Origin of the sequence: Cellulomonas sp. ACRRI, assembly GCF_022346185.1 — a bacterium.
GTDB lineage: Bacteria > Actinomycetota > Actinomycetes > Actinomycetales > Cellulomonadaceae > Cellulomonas.
Genome location: NZ_JAKRMS010000108.1, coordinates 1 through 15,105 on the forward strand (window position 1 = coordinate 1; position 15,105 = coordinate 15,105).

A 15,105-nucleotide genomic window follows, 5' to 3' on the forward strand; every position below is an offset into this window, starting at 1 on the left:
CCACGGGATCGGCACGACCGCGATGTGGGAGTGCGGGCTGGCGTCCGCCCCGCGGGCCGGCCGATACCGGGGGACGCCGCGCGCGGACAGGAGGTCGCGCAGGAGCGGCAGGCTCAGGCCGACGACGCCGTGGTGGTCGCCCTCGACGCCCGTGATGAACGCGCCGCCCAGGCCGTCGATGGTGAAGGCGCCCGCGACCCACAGCGGCTCGCCGGTGGCGACGTAGGCGTCGATCTCGGCGTCCGTGACGTCGGCGAAGTGGACGACCGTGGTGGACGTGGCGCCGGACTCGCGGCCCGCGCCCACGCCCGCCCCGTCGCCGTCCCCGCCTGCGCCCACGCCGCCGCCCGCACCGTCGCCGCCGGCCCGTCGGTCCACCAGCCAGTGCCCCGTGTGCAGCCGCCCGCTGCGCCCGCGCATCGCCCGCCACCGCGCGGCGGCGTCGGCGGCGTCGGCGGGCTTGCCGAGCACCCGCCCGTCGAGCTCGAGCATCGAGTCGCACCCGAGCACCAGGGCCCCGGTGTGGCCCGGCGCCACGTCCCGGGCCTTGGCGCGGGCCAGCAGCAGCACCGCCTCCGCGGGCGGCACGTCGCCGGCGGCGGCCAGCACCGCGGGCTCGTCGACGGCGGACACCGCGACGGTCGGCTCGATGCCGGCGGATCGCAGGGTGGCGAGCCGGGCGGGGGAGGCGGAGGCGAGCACGAGGGTCGTCACCTGGCGAGCGTACGGCCAGGTCGGGGACGTACGTCCCCCGGGCGGCACCGCCCCCGTGCCGATGATGTCCGGGGAACTCCCAGGAGGGGATGCGACGATGACGCCCGTGACCGAGGACAGCGCCCGGGCCACGCGCCCGAGCGGCGCAGCAGCCGACCCGACCGACCTGCTCGACCACGACCCGGTGGACGACGACCCGGACTCGCCCGCGCGCGCCGCCTGGCGCCGCCGGACCGCGATCGAGATGGTCGTGTCCGGCGTCATCGGGCTGTTCACGTCGTTCGTGCTGTCGGTCGAGGCGTGGCACCTCGCGGCGAACCCCGCCGCCACCTTCAGCTGCGACATCAGCTCGGTCATCTCCTGCGGGACGGTCGCCCGGACCTGGCAGGCGCAGCTGCTCGGCTTCCCCAACGCGTTCCTCGGCATCGCGTTCGAGTCGGTGGTCATCGCCATCTCGGTCGCCGGCATCGCGGGCGTGCGGTTCCCGCGCTGGTACATGCTCGGCACCCAGGCGCTGTACACGGTCGCCCTGGTGTTCGCGTGGTGGCTGTTCCTGCAGTCCTACTTCGTCATCAGGGCGCTGTGCCCCTGGTGCCTGCTCATCACGGTCACCACGACGCTGGTGTGGGCGGGCCTGACCCGGTGGAACGTCCGGGACGGTCACCTGCGGCTGCCCGGGCGCGCCGGGCCGTGGGCCCGCGGGTTCGTGGCCTCCGGCAGCGACTGGTACGTGACGATCGCGGTGCTCGTGCTGTTCGTCGCGGCGATCCTGCTGAAGTACGGCCCGACGCTGCTGGCCGCCTGACCCGGCGGCCGCCCGGGGCGGTGCCGGCCCCGCACCCCGCGCCCCGCACGCACGAGGGCCCCCGGACCGCGCAGGTCCGGGGGCCCTCGTCGTCCCGCGCCGGTCAGGCCAGCGCGGTCCGCAGCACGTCGAGCGGCAGCGCGCCCATGCCGAGCGCCCGCGCGTGGAACGCGCGCAGGTCGAACGCCTCGCCGCGGGCCTGCGCGGAGTCGCGGGCGCCGTCCCGGATCTGCTCCCAGATCCGCTGGCCGATCTTGTACGAGGGCGCCTGGCCGGGCCAGCCCAGGTAGCGGTTCAGCTCGAACCGGACGAACTGCTCCGGCATGTTGACGTTGGCCCGGAGGAACTCCCACGCCTTGTCGGCGTCCCAGGTGCCGCCGCCCCAGCGCTCGGGGGCCTCGAGGCCGAGGTGCACGCCGAGGTCCAGCACCACGCGGGCCGCGCGCATCCGCTGCCCGTCGAGCATCCCGAGCCGGTCGCCCGGGTCGTCCAGGTGGCCGAGGTCCGCCATCAGCCGCTCGGCGTACAGCGCCCAGCCCTCGCCGTGGCCCGACACCCAGCACGCCAGCCGGCGCCAGGAGTTCAGCTGGGCGCGGTTGAAGACGGCCTGGCCGATCTGCAGGTGGTGGCCCGGGACGCCCTCGTGGAAGACGGTCGTCTTCTCGCGCCAGGTGTTGAACGTGGTGACCTCCGGCGGCACCGACCACCACATCCGGCCGGGCCGGCTGAAGTCGTCGGACGGGCCGGTGTAGTAGATCCCGCCGTTCTGGGTGGGGGCGATCCGGCACTCCAGGGTGCGGATGGCGTCCGGGATGGTGAAGTGCACGCCGTCGAGCGCGGCGACCGCGGCGTCGGACGTCTCCTGCATCCACCGCTGCAGCGCCTCGGTGCCCTCGAGCCGGCGGGACGGGTCGGCGTCCAGCGCGGCCACGGCCTGCTCGACGGTCGCGCCCGGCCCGGCGATCTCGGCGGCGACGGCCTCCTGCTCGGCGACCACGCGGGCGAGCTCCTCGAGCCCCCACCGGTAGGTCTCGTCCAGGTCGACGGTCGCGCCGAGGAAGTACCGGGACCACAGCGCGTAGCGCTCGCGGCCGGCGGCGTCCGCGTCGGGCGCCTGCGGGGCGAGCTCGTCGCGCAGGAACGTCACCAGGTCGGCGTAGGTCTGCCGGGCGGCCTCGGCACCGCGCTCGAGGTCCGCGCGCAGCGCGTCGCCACCGGCCTCGACGGCCGCGGCGGCCTCGGGCCCGGCGACGAACGACGTGAAGAACGAGGACGCGGGGTCGGCCAGCTCCTCGGCCTGCGCGATCGCCTCGCGCACCTGGCGGATCGCCGGGACCCGCCCGCGGGACGCGGCCAGGCGGAGCGACTCGACGTAGCCGGCGCCGGAGCGGGGCAGACCCGCGAGGCGCTGGGCGATCGTCGACCAGGCGTCGGGGCCGTCCGTGGCCATGATGTCGAACACGTCGCGCATGCCCTGGACGGGCGAGGCGATGACGTTGAGGTCGGCGAGGGTCTCGCCGGCCGCGTCGAGCTCGAGGTGCAGGCCGAGGCGCTCGCGCATGGCGGCGAGCGTGATCGCGTCCACCTCGTCGGCCGGGGCCAGGCCGTCGAGCTGCGCCAGCGTCGCGCGCGTCGCGTCGGCGCGGGCCTCGTGACCGGCGGGGGAGAGGTCGGTGACCTCGTGGTCGTGGCCCGGGACGCCCAGCGCGGTCGCGTCGAACGGGTCCAGGGCGGCGTAGGTGGAGACGTAGGCGTCGGCGACGGCGTCGATGGGCGTCGCGGGGCGCTGCGGCGCCCCGGTGGTGTCAGGAGTGCTCACCCGGTCGACCCTACCCGCGGCCCCTGCCGGGCGTCTGCGTCAGCGCAGGCTGCGCCGCCACGCGTCCGGCCCGGTGCGCCAGGCCCCGCGGGCCCCGGGCAGGGTCCGGGCGCGGTCGGCCCAGCCCGGGCGCGGCGGCCCGTCCTCCGCGGCGTCGTCGTCGGCGGGCACGGACGCGGCCACCAGCCCGGCCACCAGCGCGGCGAGCTCGACGTCGTCCGGGGTGCCGCGGACCACCTGGACGTGCGGCAGCGCCGCGCCGTCGGCGGCGCTCACGCCTCGCCGTCCTCGTCGTCGTCGAACGTCACGGGCGCGCCGCGGGACGCGCCCCAGCCCTCGACCGTGAACCCGCTGTCGAGCAGGCGCTCGACGATCTCCGCGCCCCCGTTGTCGACGATGCCGAGCACGGCGTCGATCGACTGGTCGTGCGGCCCGGCGGGCATGCTCACGACGAACCCGAGGTGGAACTCGTCGGTGTCCTCGTCGGCGGCCGGCGTCTCGGCGGGCGCCGCCTCGTCCTCCCAGGTCATGCCCGTGAGCTCGGAGTGCATGCCGAGGCTCTCGTGCAGCAGGTCGTACAGCCGGGCGTTGAGCCCGGACACCCGGGACTCCAGGGCGAGCACCCGCGGGTCCTCGTCGGCCTCCGCGGCGCCGAACTCGGCGCGCACGCCCGCGGCGGTGTCGACGTACTCGTGCAGCGCCGCGGCGAGCCCGTCCACGACGCCGTGCATCGCGGCGGTGTCGACGCCGGGCAGCGGCTCGGGGCCGTGGGCGCCGCCGGCGTGGTCGTGCGCGTGCTCGTGGCCGCCGTGGTCGTCGTGGTCGCCGGGGCCGGGCAGCAGCGGGTCGCCCGTCACAGCGGGATGTTCCCGTGCTTCTTGGGCGGCAGCGCGGCCCGCTTGGTCCGCAGCACGCGCAGCGCGCGCACGATCTGCGTGCGCGTCTCGGCGGGCGCGATGACGGCGTCCACGTAGCCGCGGTCCGCGGCGTCCCACGGGTTCACGATGGCCTCCTCGTACTCGCGGGTGAGCCGGGCGCGCTCGGCCTCGACGTCCCCGCCGGCCTCGGCGACCTGCTTGAGCGCGCCGCGCTGCAGGATGTTCACCGCACCGCCGGCGCCCATCACCGCGATCTGCGCCGTGGGCCAGGCCAGGTTCACGTCGGCGCCGAGCTGCTTCGACCCCATGACGATGTACGCGCCACCGTACGCCTTGCGGGTGATCACGGTGACGAGCGGGACCGTCGCCTCGGCGTACGCGTAGATCAGCTTCGCGCCGCGGCGGATGATGCCGTTCCACTCCTGGTCGGTGCCGGGCAGGAAGCCCGGGACGTCCACGAACGTCAGGACGGGGATGCTGAAGGCGTCGCAGGTCCGCACGAACCGGGCCGCCTTCTCGGCGGCGTCGATGTCCAGCGTGCCGGCCATCGTCAGCGGCTGGTTCGCGACGATCCCGACGGCGTGCCCCTCGACCCGGCCGAAGCCGACCAGCACGTTCCGGGCGAACAGCGGCTGGACCTCCAGCAGGTCGCCGTCGTCCAGCACGTGCTCGACGACGGTGCGCATGTCGTACGGCTGGTTGTCGGAGTCCGGCACCAGGGTGTCGAGCTCGAGGTCGGCGTCGGTGACGTCGAGGTCGGCCTCCTGCGGGTAGGCCGGCGGGTCCGTGAGGTTGTTCTGCGGCAGGTAGGACAGCAGGGAGCGCACGTAGTCGAGCGCGTCGTCCTCGTCGGAGGCCAGGTAGTGCGCCACGCCGGACCGGGTGTTGTGCGTGGTCGCGCCGCCGAGCTCCTCGAAGCCGACGTCCTCGCCGGTCACCGCGCGGATCACGTCGGGGCCGGTGATGAACATGTTCGACGTGCCGTCGGCCATGACGATGAAGTCGGTGAGCGCGGGGGAGTACACCGCGCCGCCCGCGGACGGGCCGAGGATCAGGCTGATCTGCGGGATGACGCCCGAGGCGGCGACGTTGCGCCGGAAGATCTCCGCGAACTGGGTGAGCCCGGCGACGCCCTCCTGGATGCGGGCGCCGCCGCCGTCGCTGATGCCGACCAGCGGCATGCCCGTGCGCAGCGCCAGGTCCATCACCTTGGTGATCTTCTGGCCGTGCACCTCGCCGAGGCTGCCGCCGAACACCGTGAAGTCCTGCGAGTAGACCGCGACCGGGCGGCCGTCGACCGTGCCGTGGCCGACGACGACGCCGTCGCCCGGGACCCGCTTGGCCTCCAGGCCGAAGTTGGTCGAGCGGTGCCGCACGAACGCGTCGAGCTCGGTGAACGAGCCGGGGTCCAGCAGCTGCTCGATGCGCTCGCGGGCGGTGCGCTTGCCGCGGGCGTGCTGCTTGGCGGCCGCGGCCTGCTCGGGCTCGGTGACGGCGAGGCGGTGCCGGTCGGCGAGGTCGGCGACCTTGGCGGCGGTGCCCGCGGGCCGGGGTGCGGCGGTCGCCGCGGGCGCCTCCGGCGCGGCGGGCTCGGGCGTGGCGGCGGGCTGGTCCGCCGGGAGCTGGTCGGTCACCCGCACGAGGCTAGTGGCCGGACGCGCCGGCGGGCCTGGGCGACGGGCACGGACTCCCGCGCGCCGGGTCGTGCGAATGCCACAACGCCCGCGCGAGCCGGGCGGGCGAGGATGGGACGGTGGACGACACCGACCCCCGCGCGCCCCTGCGCGTCGCCGAGCTGCGCGCCGCTCTGCTGCACCCGGCGGGGCCGCTGCGCCGGTGCGAGGTGCTGCCCGCCGCGGGCTCGACCAGCACCGAGCTGCTGGCGCGCGTCGCCGCGGACCCCGCGTGGGGCGACGGCGGCCTCCTGGTCGCCGAGCACCAGCAGGCGGGCCGCGGCCGCGCCGACCACGCCTGGACCACCCCGGCGGGCGCGGCGCTCACCCTCTCGTTGGCCGTGCGCCCGGGCGTGCCGCGCGCGCGATGGGGCTGGCTGCCGCTGCTGACCGGGCTGGCCGTCACCCGCGCGGTGCGAGCGGCGACCGGGCTCGCGGCCGGGGTCAAGTGGCCGAACGACGTGCTGCTGCCCGCCCCGGACGGCGCCGACCTGCCCGGCTGGGGGTCGCACCGCAAGGTCGCGGGCATCCTGGCCGAGGTCGCGCCGGCGGGCGACGCGGTGGTGCTCGGCATCGGCCTGAACGTGGACCAGGGGCCGGCGGAGCTGCCGGTGCCGAGCGCCACGTCGATGCGCGCGGCGGGCGCGCGTGCCGTCGACCGGACGGCGTTGCTGGTGGCGCTCGTCGGGGAGGTCGTGGCGGTCCTCGAGCGCTGGCAGGACCACGACGGCGACGTGGCGGCGGCCGGTCTGGACACGGCGGTGGCGGGGGCCTGCCTGACCCTCGGCGGCGCGGTGCGCGCGACGCTGCCCGACGGCACGGAGCTCCGCGGCACGGCCGAGCGCCTTGACCCGCAGGGCGCCCTGGTCGTCCGGGACGCCTCCGGCGACGAGCGGGTGCTGCTCGCCGGTGACGTGCGTCACGTCCGGCCGGTCGGTGAACTAGGGTCGCAGTCGTGACGGACGACGTGCAGGACGGGGTGCAGGCCGCCGCGCTGGACGCGGCGCTGCTCGGCGGGCCCCGGGCGCTGTCGCTGCGGGACCTCGCGGACCGCTCCGGGCTCGACCTGGACCTCGTGCGGCTGTACTGGCGGACCCTGGGCCTGCCGCACCCGGACGCCGACGACGTCGCGTTCACCGGCCGGGACGCCGAGGCCGTCGAGCGGGTCGCCGCGCTGCTGCGCGAGGACCAGGTGGGCCGCCGCACGATGATCTCGCTGACGCGCGCGCTCGGGCACACCAGCGACCGGCTGGCGCTGTGGCAGGTCGAGGCGCTGGTGGAGGACATGGCGACCCGGCGCGACCTCGACGACCCGGCCGCCCGGCGCGCCGTGCTCGACGAGCTGCCGCGGCTCGCGCCCGTGCTGGAGGCGCAGCTGCTGCACGCCTACCGCCGGCACCTGGCGTCGATCGCGGCGCGGTACGCCGTCGAGTTCGCGGCCGGGGGCGACGCCGGCGCCGGGACCGACCCGGCCGCGCTCCCGCTGGCGCGGGCCGTCGGGTTCGCCGACATGGTGTCGTTCACGCGCCGCACGGCGGGCCTGGGGTCCACCGACCTGTCCGACTTCGTGCAGCGGTTCGAGACCGCGGCGCGCGACGTCGTCACCCAGTGCGGCGGCCGGGTGGTCAAGACGATCGGCGACGCGGTGCTGTTCGTGGCCGACGACGTGCGGACCGGCGCGAAGGTGGCCCTCGAGCTCGCGCGGGTGCTGGGCGGGGACCTGGACGTCGAGCGCGAGCGGGCGGCCGGCGGGATCGCCGAGGGCGCCCGCGGCGTGACGCCCGTGCGGGTCGGCGTCGTCTGGGGCCGGGTGCTGTCCCGGTTCGGCGACGTGTTCGGGCCGTCGGTCAACGTGGCGGCGCGGCTCACCGACATCGCCGACCCGAGCACCGTGCTCACCGACCCGGCGACCGCCCGGCTGCTGCTCGACGCGCCGGGGCTGCTGCTCGAGCCGCTGCCCGAGCGCGAGCTCGAGGGGATCGGGGCGCTCGCGCCGGTCCGGATCCGGCGGGCGTGACGATGGCGGGCGCACCCGACGAGGGGCGGCCCGTCCGCCAGCTGCGGCTGGTGGTCGAGGCCGAGGACTACGACGCCGCGCTGGCGTTCTACCGGGACGTGCTCGGGCTCGAGCAGCTCGAGGCCTACGAGGGCGGCGACGGCGCGCACGTCGCGATCCTCGACGCCGGGCGGGCCACGCTGGAGATCGCGAACCCGGCGCAGAAGCGGCTGATCGACGACGTCGAGGTGGGCCGCCAGGTCGCCCGGCACGTGCGGGTGGCGTTCGAGGTCGCCGACACCCGGGCCACGACGGCGCGGCTCGTCGAGGACGGCGGCGCGGAGCTCGTGGCGCCGCCCACGCAGACGCCGTGGCGCTCGCTCAACGCGCGGCTCGAGGGCCCGGCGGGGCTGCAGCTCACGGTGTTCCAGGAGCTCGGCCCCGGGGACTGAGCCGGGTCCGCGTCGGCGCGCCGCCGGGGCCCCGCCGGCGCTCGCGGCCGTGACCTGCGTGGGGGTCGAATCGATTCGCACGGGGGCCGCGCGCGTGCGACGATGCAGCACGAGATGAGCACCGGCGAACCCGTCCCGCACCCCGCCCGATCCTCGACGACCGCGGCGGCGCCGGCGGCCGGACCCGGCCCCGCGCCCGCGTTCCGCCCCAGCGCCAAGTACGTCCTGCTGCTCGGCGTCATGACCGCGCTGCCCGCGATCACCACCGACATCTACCTGCCGTCGCTGCCCGACGTGGCGCGCGACCTGGGCACCAGCGCCGCCGCCGCGCAGCTGACCATGACGATGATGCTGGTGGGCGGCGCCGCCGGGCAGCTGGTCATCGGCCCGCTGTCCGACCGGTTCGGCCGCCGGCTGCCCGTGCTGATCGGCGTCGCGCTGCACGTCGTGACCTCGCTGCTGTGCGCGGTCGCGCCGGCGATCGTCCCGCTGATCGGGCTGCGCATGGTGCAGGGGTTCTTCAACGCCTCGGCGTCGGTGGTCGCGATGGCGGTGATCCGGGACCGGTTCGTCGGGCCGGACGCCTCCCGGCTGCTGTCCCGGCTCATGCTGGTGATCGGCGTCGCCCCGCTGTTCGCCCCGAGCGTCGGCGGGCTGATCGCCGGCGAGTGGGGCTGGCGCGCGGTGTTCGTCGCGCTCGCGATCTACGGCGCCGGGCTCTGGGTGGTCGTGCTGCTCCGGTTGCCGGAGACGCTGCCCGCCGAGCGCCGGCTGCCGACCTCGCGCGGCGTGTGGCGCGGCTACGGGGTGCTGCTGAAGGACCGCCACTTCGTCGCCCTGGCGCTGCTGCCGGGCCTCGGGCTCGCGGTGCTGATGAGCTACGTCGTCGGCTCGCCGTTCGTGCTCCGCGAGGGGTACGGGCTCACGGCCGGCCAGTTCGCGCTGATCTTCGCGATCAACGGCATCGGGCTGGTCGGCGGCGCGCAGGTCAACGCCGCGCTGGTCCGCCGGTACGCGCCGATCCAGATCATCCGGGTCGCGCTGCCGGCGTCGTTCCTGCTGGTCCTGGCGCTGCTCGTCATCGCGATCACGGGGTGGGGCGGCCTGCCCGCGCTCCTGGTGGTGCTGTTCCTGACGATGTCGCTCGTCAACTTCACGCCGCCCAACGCCTCGGCGATCGCGCTGTCCCGGCACGGCGAGCGCGCCGGCACCGCGGCGGCGTTCATCGGCGCGCTGCAGGCCGGCGTCTCGGGCGTCGTCGCGCCCCTGGTGGGCGTGCTGGGCGAGTCGGCGTGGGCGATGGCCACCGTGATGCTCGCCGGAGCGGGCGGCGCGCTGCTGGTGCTGGCGCTCGCGACGCCGGCGTACCGCCGCGGCGGCTGGACCGAGGGCGGCCTGGGCGCGACGGTCGACACCCACTGACGCGCCCGGCGGCGGCTCGCGGAGCGCTGGTACCCATCGCTTCGTCGCACCGTCACCCGGTCTGTCGGGCGGCGGTGCGACGACCGGGTGGGGACCAGGGGCGCCGACCCCGGGTGCCGGCCCCGGTCAGCCCGCCAGGGACGCCAGGCGCTCCGCCGCCTCGCGGAGCACGCGCTCCTGCTTCACGTAGGTGAACCGGACCGCGGTGCGCAGGGCGCGGTCGGCGGGCGAGCCGTCGTGCGTGAACGCGCCGACCGGCACCCCGACCACGCCCGCGAGGCCGGGCAGCGCGCGGCACAGGTCCGCGGCGTCCCGGAGGCCGTGCCGGGCGAGCGGACCGGCGAGCAGCCGCGCGGCGTCGGCGACGACGAAGTACGTGCCCTGCGGCCGGACCACGTCGAACCCCGCGGCCGTCAGGCCGGCGCTCAGCAGGTCGCGGCGCGCGGCGAGGGACGCGGCGAGCCCGCGCACGTACCCGGCGTCGGGGGAGTCGGTGGTCTCGAGGTCGAGCGCGTGCGCGATCGCGGGCTGGAACGGCGCCCCGGACACGTAGGTGAGGAACTGCTTCACCGCGCGCACCGCGTCGACCAGGGCCGCCGGCCCCGTGACCCAGCCGATCTTCCAGCCGGTGAACGAGAACGTCTTGCCGGCGGACGAGATCGTGAGGGTCCGCTCCGCGGCACCCGGCAGAGTCGCGAACGGGACGTGCGCGACGCCGTCGTAGGTCAGGTGCTCGTACACCTCGTCGGTGACGACCACGCAGTCGTGCCGCTCGGCGACCTCCGCGACCACGGCGAGCTCCGCGCGGGTCAGCACCGCCCCGGTCGGGTTGTGCGGGGTGTTGAGCAGGATCACCCGGGTCCGGTCGGTGACCGCGGCGCGCAGCGCGTCGGCGTCCAGCCGGAAGCCGTCCGGCGTCGCGGCGAGCGGGGCGGTGGTGTGCCGCGCCCCGGCCAGCCCGATCACGGCGGCGTACGAGTCGTAGAACGGCTCGAGCGTCAGCACCTCGTCGCCGGGCTCGGTCAGCGCGAGCACCGCGGCCGCCAGCGCCTCGGTCGCGCCCGTGGTGATCAGCACCTCGGCGTCGGGGTCGGGGCTCAGGCCGTAGTGCCGCTGCTGGTGCGCGGCGACCGCACGCCGCAGCTCGGGGATCCCGGGCCCCGGCGGGTACTGGTTGACGCCCGCGGCGATCGCCTCGGCGGCGACCCGCTTCACCGACTCCGGCCCGTCGACGTCCGGGAACCCCTGCCCGAGGTTCAGCGCACCGGTCCGCACGGCGAGCGCCGACATCTCGGCGAAGATCGTCGGCCGCGGCACGCCGTCGGCGCCGAGCAGTCCGGCGGCCCGGGCGACGTCGCGCCACCGGCCGGGCGTCGTGGGGCGTGCGGGGGAGGGCGTGGCGGTCATCGCGGTCCTGTCGTGAGGGGACCCGAGGAGGGTAGTCCGGCCTGCCCGGACCCCGTCGTCGCGCCCACGCACCGGTCCGCGGTGTCGCGGCCGCACGTGCGGTCCCCGGGCGTCAGAGCACGCCGGACGCCGCCGCCAGGCCGGCGAGGACCAGCAGCACCAGCGACCCCCACGCGCACGCCACCCACCACGGCACGTGGTGCCGGGTCCGGGTGCGCGTGTGGTGCGTGGTCATGCCTGTGTGATCGGCACCACGCGCGCCGGCTCAAGCGGTCGGCGCCGACTCGCCCGGGTGACTTCCCGCGAGGGGCATCACCCGGTCGCCACCCGGCCCCGGCAGGCGGCCGGCCTCAGCCCTGCTCGGTCTCCTGCACCTGCTGGGACAGCTCCTCGACCTGCTGGGAGAGCTTGTCGAGCGCGTCGGCCGTCGTGGCGTCGACCTGCGTGGACGCCGAGTCGAGCGCGCTGCGGGCCGAGTCGAGCGCCGAGCGCGCGGAGTCGAGCTGCTCCTGGGTCGCGGCGGTGCCGTCGGCCTGGGCCTGCTCGAGCGCCGCGGTGGCGTCGTCGATCGCGGTGGCGGACTGGTCGACCGCGCCCTGCGCGGCCTCGCGCGCGCTCGCGTCGAGGTCCTGGAGCCGCGCGCGGGCGTCGTCGACGGCGGACCGCGCGGACTCGACTCGCTCGCGGACCTGGTCGGCGAGGTCCCGGAGGTTGCCGGCGGCCTCGCTCGCGGAGTCGGCGACGGACTGCGCCTGGGACGCGATGTCCTCGGCCTGGGAGCAGGCTCCCAGCGCGAGCGCGGCGCCGAGCGCGAGCGGCAGGGCGAGCGCGGCGCGGGCGCGGCGGGTGGTGCGGCGGGTGGTCATCGGCGGGCCTCCTCGTCGGTGGACCGCCCAGTGTGCCAGGCGCACCTCGGAGCCCCCGGGGAGCCGCACCCCGCCGGGCCCGGACGCAGAGGAGCGCCCCGCCCGCGACGTGTGGTCGCGGGCGGGGCGCTCGGCGAGCAGCGGCCTGGATCAGGCCGGGCGGACGCTCAGGCGTCGGCCGGCGCCGGGGCCCCCGCCCCGGCGGGCGCGCTCTGCGCACCCTGCTGCTCGCGGCGGCCCCGCACCTCCGCGACGGAGGTGCCGTAGTAGGCCGCGGTCATGATGTCCTTCATGTCCGCCCGCATCGGCATGCGGGGGTTGGCGGGCGCGCACTGGTCCTCGTACGCGCCCATGGCGACCTCGTCGAGCCGGGACAGGAAGTCCTGCTCGTCGACGCCCTGCGCCTGGAAGGACGACGGGATGCCGACCTTCGCGCGCAGCGCCTCGATCGCCAGGGCGTAGGACTCGACGCCCTGCTCCGGGGTCTCGGCCGGCAGGCCCAGCATCTGGGCGATCTGCTGGAACCGCTCCGGGGCGACGTAGTGCTCGTACTTCGGCCAGCTCGTGAGCTTGGTCGGGATCTGGCCGTTGTACCGGATCACGTGCGGCAGCAGCGTGGCGTTGGTCCGGCCGTGCACCAGGTGGAACGTGGACCCGATGACGTGCGCCATCGCGTGCACGATCCCGAGGAACGCGTTGCCGAACGCCATGCCGGCGATGGTGCCGGCGTTGTGCATCTTCTCCCGGGCGTCCTTGGTGGCCGGGTCGGCCGGGTCGCCGTTCACGGACTGCGCCAGGTTGTCGAAGATCAGGCGGATCGCCTGGAGCGCCATGCCGTCGGTGAAGTCGTTCGCGTACACCGCGACGAACGCCTCGGTGGCGTGGGTCAGGGCGTCGAAGCCGGAGTCGGCGGCGAGCGAGCGCGGCATCTTCGAGGTGAGGACCGGGTCGATGATCGCGACCGTCGGGGTCAGCGCGTAGTCCGCGAGCGGGTACTTCTTGCCCGCGTCGGGGTCGGAGATGACCGCGAACGGGGTGACCTCGGCGCCGGTGCCCGAGGTGGTCGGGATGCAGACGAGCTTGGCCAGCTCGCCGAGCGTCGGGAACTTGAACGCGCGCTTGCGGACGTCGAAGAACTTCTGCTTGAGGTCGGAGAACACGATCTCCGGGTGCTCGTACAGCAGCCACATGACCTTGGCGGCGTCCATCGGGGACCCGCCGCCGAGCGCGATGATCGTGTCCGGGCGGAAGTGGCGCATCTGCGCCGCGCCGGCCTGGACGGTCTTGACGCTGGGCTCGGGCTCGACCTGGTCGATGATCTGCACGGACACGTTGTTGCCGCGGCGGTGCAGGACGTCCAGGACGCGGTCGACGAAGCCGAGGGTGGTCATGGTCGCGTCGGTGACGATGGTGACGCGCTCGACGTCGGCCATGTCGGTCAGGTAGCGGATGGCGTTCGGCTCGAAGTACGTCTTGGCCGGGACCTTGAACCACTGCAAGTTGTTGTTCCTCCGGCCCACGCGCTTGATGTTGACGAGGTTGATCGCCGAGACGTTGTTCGACACCGAGTTGTGGCCGTAGGAGCCGCAGCCCAGGGTCAGCGACGGGATGAAGGCGTTGTAGATGTCGCCGATGCCGCCGAGCGAGGAGGGCGCGTTCGCGATGACGCGGATCGCCTTCACCCGGTTGCCGTACTCCTCGGTGAGCGCCTCGTCCTGGGTGTGGATCGCGGCGGAGTGGCCGAGGCCGTCGAACTCGACCATCTGCTCGGCGAGCTGGATGCCCTGCTCGGTGGAGGTGGCGCGCAGCACGGCGAGCACGGGGCAGAGCTTCTCGCGGGTGAGCGGCTCGCTCGGGCCGACCGAGCCGACCTCGGCCAGGATGATCGACGTGTCGGCGGGGACGGTGAAGCCGGCCTGCTCGGCGATCCACTGCGGGGACTTGCCGACGACCGTCGGGTTCAGCTTGGCCTCGCCGCAGTTCTTGCCCTTGGCCTCGACGCCGAAGATGAACTTCTCGAGGAGCGCCTTCTCCTTCTTGGACGCGCGGTACGCGTGCAGCACGGCGAACTCGGCCAGCGCGGCGTCGTAGATCTCGTCGTCCAGGATGACGGCCTGCTCGGAGGCGCAGATCATGCCGTTGTCGAACGACTTGGACAGCACCACGTCGTTGACGGCCCGCTTGAGCTTGGCGGTCTTCTCGATGTAGGCCGGGACGTTGCCCGCGCCGACGCCGAGGGCCGGCTTGCCGCAGGAGTACGCGGCCCGGACCATCGCGTTGCCGCCGGTCGCCAGGATGGTGGACACCCCGGGGTGGTTCATCAGCAGGCCGGTGGCCTCCATCGAGGGGGTCTCGACCCACTGGATGCAGTGCTCGGGGGCGCCGGCGGCGATCGCCGCGTCCCGCACCACGCGCGCGGCGGCCACGGACGACTTCTGCGCGTTCGGGTGGAACGCGAAGATGATCGGGTTGCGGGTCTTCAGCGCGATGAGCGACTTGAAGATGGCGGTCGACGTCGGGTTGGTCACCGGGGTCATGGCGCAGATGACGCCGACCGGCTCGGCGATCTCGGTGATGCCGTTGATCTCGTCGCGGGAGATGACGCCGACGGTCTTGAGGGCGGCCATCGAGTTGGTGACGTGCTCGCAGGCGAAGATGTTCTTGACGGCCTTGTCCTCGAAGACGCCGCGGCCGGTCTCCTCGACGGCCAGCTCGGCGAGCTGCCCGTGCTGGTCCAGGGCCGCGACGGCGGCCTTCTTGACCAGGCGGTCCACGTCCTCCTGGGTGAAGCGGGCGTACTCGGCCAGCGCCTTCGTCGCGCCGGCGACCAGCTGGTCGATGGCCGCGGCGGTGTCGGTGCCTGTCGTCGTGGTGGTCACGGGGACTCTCCCGAGGGTGGTGGGTTGGGGTGCGGAGGGCTCCGTCGACCTCACGACCAGAACGGTATCGAGAAATGTTTCACAAAGTCTGGGACCGGAGTCCCGGGGACCTCGGTCCCGGGCGGCGGGGGCGGCCCGGCGGTGCCGGCGGGGCGCCGGGGCGAGGCGCAAAATGTAGCAAAATGGCGGTCCGC

14 protein-coding genes are annotated in these 15,105 nt (G+C 75.2%); 5 read left to right on the forward strand and 9 right to left on the reverse strand.

Translation table 11 applies throughout. From position 1 onward, the window contains the following. On the reverse strand, nt 1-714 hold a 714-nt coding region (locus MHY85_RS16255), incomplete at its 3' end, for a nucleoside triphosphate pyrophosphatase (protein ID WP_239198120.1). 97 nt (nt 715-811) lie between these two features. Between MHY85_RS16255 and MHY85_RS16260 the strand changes: the two genes are divergently transcribed. Continuing rightward, nucleotides 812-1,519 (forward strand): vitamin K epoxide reductase family protein, encoded by a 708-nt coding sequence (locus MHY85_RS16260; RefSeq protein ID WP_374233874.1) that lies wholly within the window; start codon nt 812-814, stop codon nt 1,517-1,519. Nucleotides 1,520-1,622: 103 nt separating this feature from the next. On the opposite strand, the gene MHY85_RS16265 is transcribed toward MHY85_RS16260, so the two are convergent. Genes MHY85_RS16265 through MHY85_RS16280 form a run of 4 tightly spaced genes read right to left on the reverse strand, consistent with a single transcriptional unit; the run spans nt 1,623 to nt 5,850 of the window. Beyond that, the gene (locus MHY85_RS16265) at nt 1,623-3,338 is read right to left on the reverse strand and encodes a DUF885 domain-containing protein (RefSeq protein ID WP_239198122.1); all 1,716 of its coding nucleotides are present in this window, start codon (nt 3,336-3,338) and stop codon (nt 1,623-1,625) included. A 39-nt stretch (nt 3,339-3,377) separates the two neighbouring features. After that, nucleotides 3,378-3,614: an acyl-CoA carboxylase epsilon subunit gene (locus tag MHY85_RS16270; RefSeq protein ID WP_239198124.1), complete on the reverse strand. Its 237-nt coding sequence runs from the start codon at nt 3,612-3,614 to the stop codon at nt 3,378-3,380. Next, on the reverse strand, nt 3,611-4,195 hold the full coding sequence (locus tag MHY85_RS16275; RefSeq protein ID WP_239198126.1) for a hypothetical protein: 585 nt from the start codon (nt 4,193-4,195) through the stop codon (nt 3,611-3,613). The genes MHY85_RS16270 and MHY85_RS16275 overlap by 4 nt, the downstream gene beginning before the upstream one ends. Then, nucleotides 4,192-5,850: an acyl-CoA carboxylase subunit beta gene (locus MHY85_RS16280; RefSeq protein ID WP_239198128.1), complete on the reverse strand. Its 1,659-nt coding sequence runs from the start codon at nt 5,848-5,850 to the stop codon at nt 4,192-4,194. Before MHY85_RS16280 ends, MHY85_RS16275 begins: the two co-directional genes overlap by 4 nt. A gap of 119 nt (nt 5,851-5,969) precedes the next feature. Here MHY85_RS16280 and MHY85_RS16285 point away from each other — a divergent pair, with 119 nt between their 5' ends. The 4 genes from MHY85_RS16285 (at nt 5,970) to MHY85_RS16300 (ending at nt 9,759) form a co-directional block, all read left to right on the forward strand. Beyond that, nucleotides 5,970-6,848, forward strand: a complete 879-nt coding sequence (locus MHY85_RS16285) for a biotin--[acetyl-CoA-carboxylase] ligase (RefSeq protein ID WP_239198130.1) — start codon at nt 5,970-5,972, stop codon at nt 6,846-6,848. After that, on the forward strand, nt 6,845-7,906 hold the full coding sequence (locus tag MHY85_RS16290; protein ID WP_239198132.1) for an adenylate/guanylate cyclase domain-containing protein: 1,062 nt from the start codon (nt 6,845-6,847) through the stop codon (nt 7,904-7,906). The genes MHY85_RS16285 and MHY85_RS16290 overlap by 4 nt, the downstream gene beginning before the upstream one ends. 2 nt (nt 7,907-7,908) lie before the next feature. Then, nucleotides 7,909-8,337 (forward strand): glyoxalase/bleomycin resistance/extradiol dioxygenase family protein, encoded by a 429-nt coding sequence (locus MHY85_RS16295; RefSeq protein ID WP_239198144.1) that lies wholly within the window; start codon nt 7,909-7,911, stop codon nt 8,335-8,337. Nucleotides 8,338-8,451: 114 nt separating this feature from the next. Further along, nucleotides 8,452-9,759: a multidrug effflux MFS transporter gene (locus tag MHY85_RS16300; protein WP_239198134.1), complete on the forward strand. Its 1,308-nt coding sequence runs from the start codon at nt 8,452-8,454 to the stop codon at nt 9,757-9,759. 126 nt (nt 9,760-9,885) lie between these two features. Here MHY85_RS16300 and MHY85_RS16305 read toward each other — a convergent pair whose 3' ends face one another. The 4 genes from MHY85_RS16305 to adhE form a co-directional block, all read right to left on the reverse strand. Beyond that, entirely contained in the window at nt 9,886-11,166 is a 1,281-nt protein-coding gene (locus MHY85_RS16305) for a pyridoxal phosphate-dependent aminotransferase (protein ID WP_239198136.1), read from the reverse strand. A gap of 112 nt (nt 11,167-11,278) precedes the next feature. Continuing rightward, a complete protein-coding gene (locus MHY85_RS16310; protein WP_147795895.1) occupies nt 11,279-11,401 on the reverse strand; it encodes a molybdopterin oxidoreductase in 123 nt (40 codons plus the stop codon). A 115-nt stretch (nt 11,402-11,516) separates the two neighbouring features. Further along, nucleotides 11,517-12,032, reverse strand: a complete 516-nt coding sequence (locus tag MHY85_RS16315) for a hypothetical protein (protein ID WP_239198138.1) — start codon at nt 12,030-12,032, stop codon at nt 11,517-11,519. A 167-nt stretch (nt 12,033-12,199) separates the two neighbouring features. Then, nucleotides 12,200-14,911: a bifunctional acetaldehyde-CoA/alcohol dehydrogenase gene (adhE, locus tag MHY85_RS16320; protein WP_239198140.1), complete on the reverse strand. Its 2,712-nt coding sequence runs from the start codon at nt 14,909-14,911 to the stop codon at nt 12,200-12,202. Between the last annotated feature and the right edge of the window lie 194 nt (nt 14,912-15,105).

What these genes read in the sequence shown, in the direction of transcription:
- MHY85_RS16305 (WP_239198136.1), bottom strand. Translation starts at nt 11,166, where the DNA reads ATGACCGCCACGCCCTCCCCCGCACGCCCCACGACGCCCGGCCGGTGG.
- MHY85_RS16310 (WP_147795895.1), bottom strand. Translation starts at nt 11,401, where the DNA reads ATGACCACGCACCACACGCGCACCCGGACCCGGCACCACGTGCCGTGG.
- MHY85_RS16300 (WP_239198134.1), top strand. Translation starts at nt 8,452, where the DNA reads ATGAGCACCGGCGAACCCGTCCCGCACCCCGCCCGATCCTCGACGACC.
- MHY85_RS16295 (WP_239198144.1), top strand. Translation starts at nt 7,909, where the DNA reads ATGGCGGGCGCACCCGACGAGGGGCGGCCCGTCCGCCAGCTGCGGCTG.
- MHY85_RS16260 (WP_374233874.1), top strand. Translation starts at nt 812, where the DNA reads ATGACGCCCGTGACCGAGGACAGCGCCCGGGCCACGCGCCCGAGCGGC.
- MHY85_RS16315 (WP_239198138.1), bottom strand. Translation starts at nt 12,032, where the DNA reads ATGACCACCCGCCGCACCACCCGCCGCGCCCGCGCCGCGCTCGCCCTG.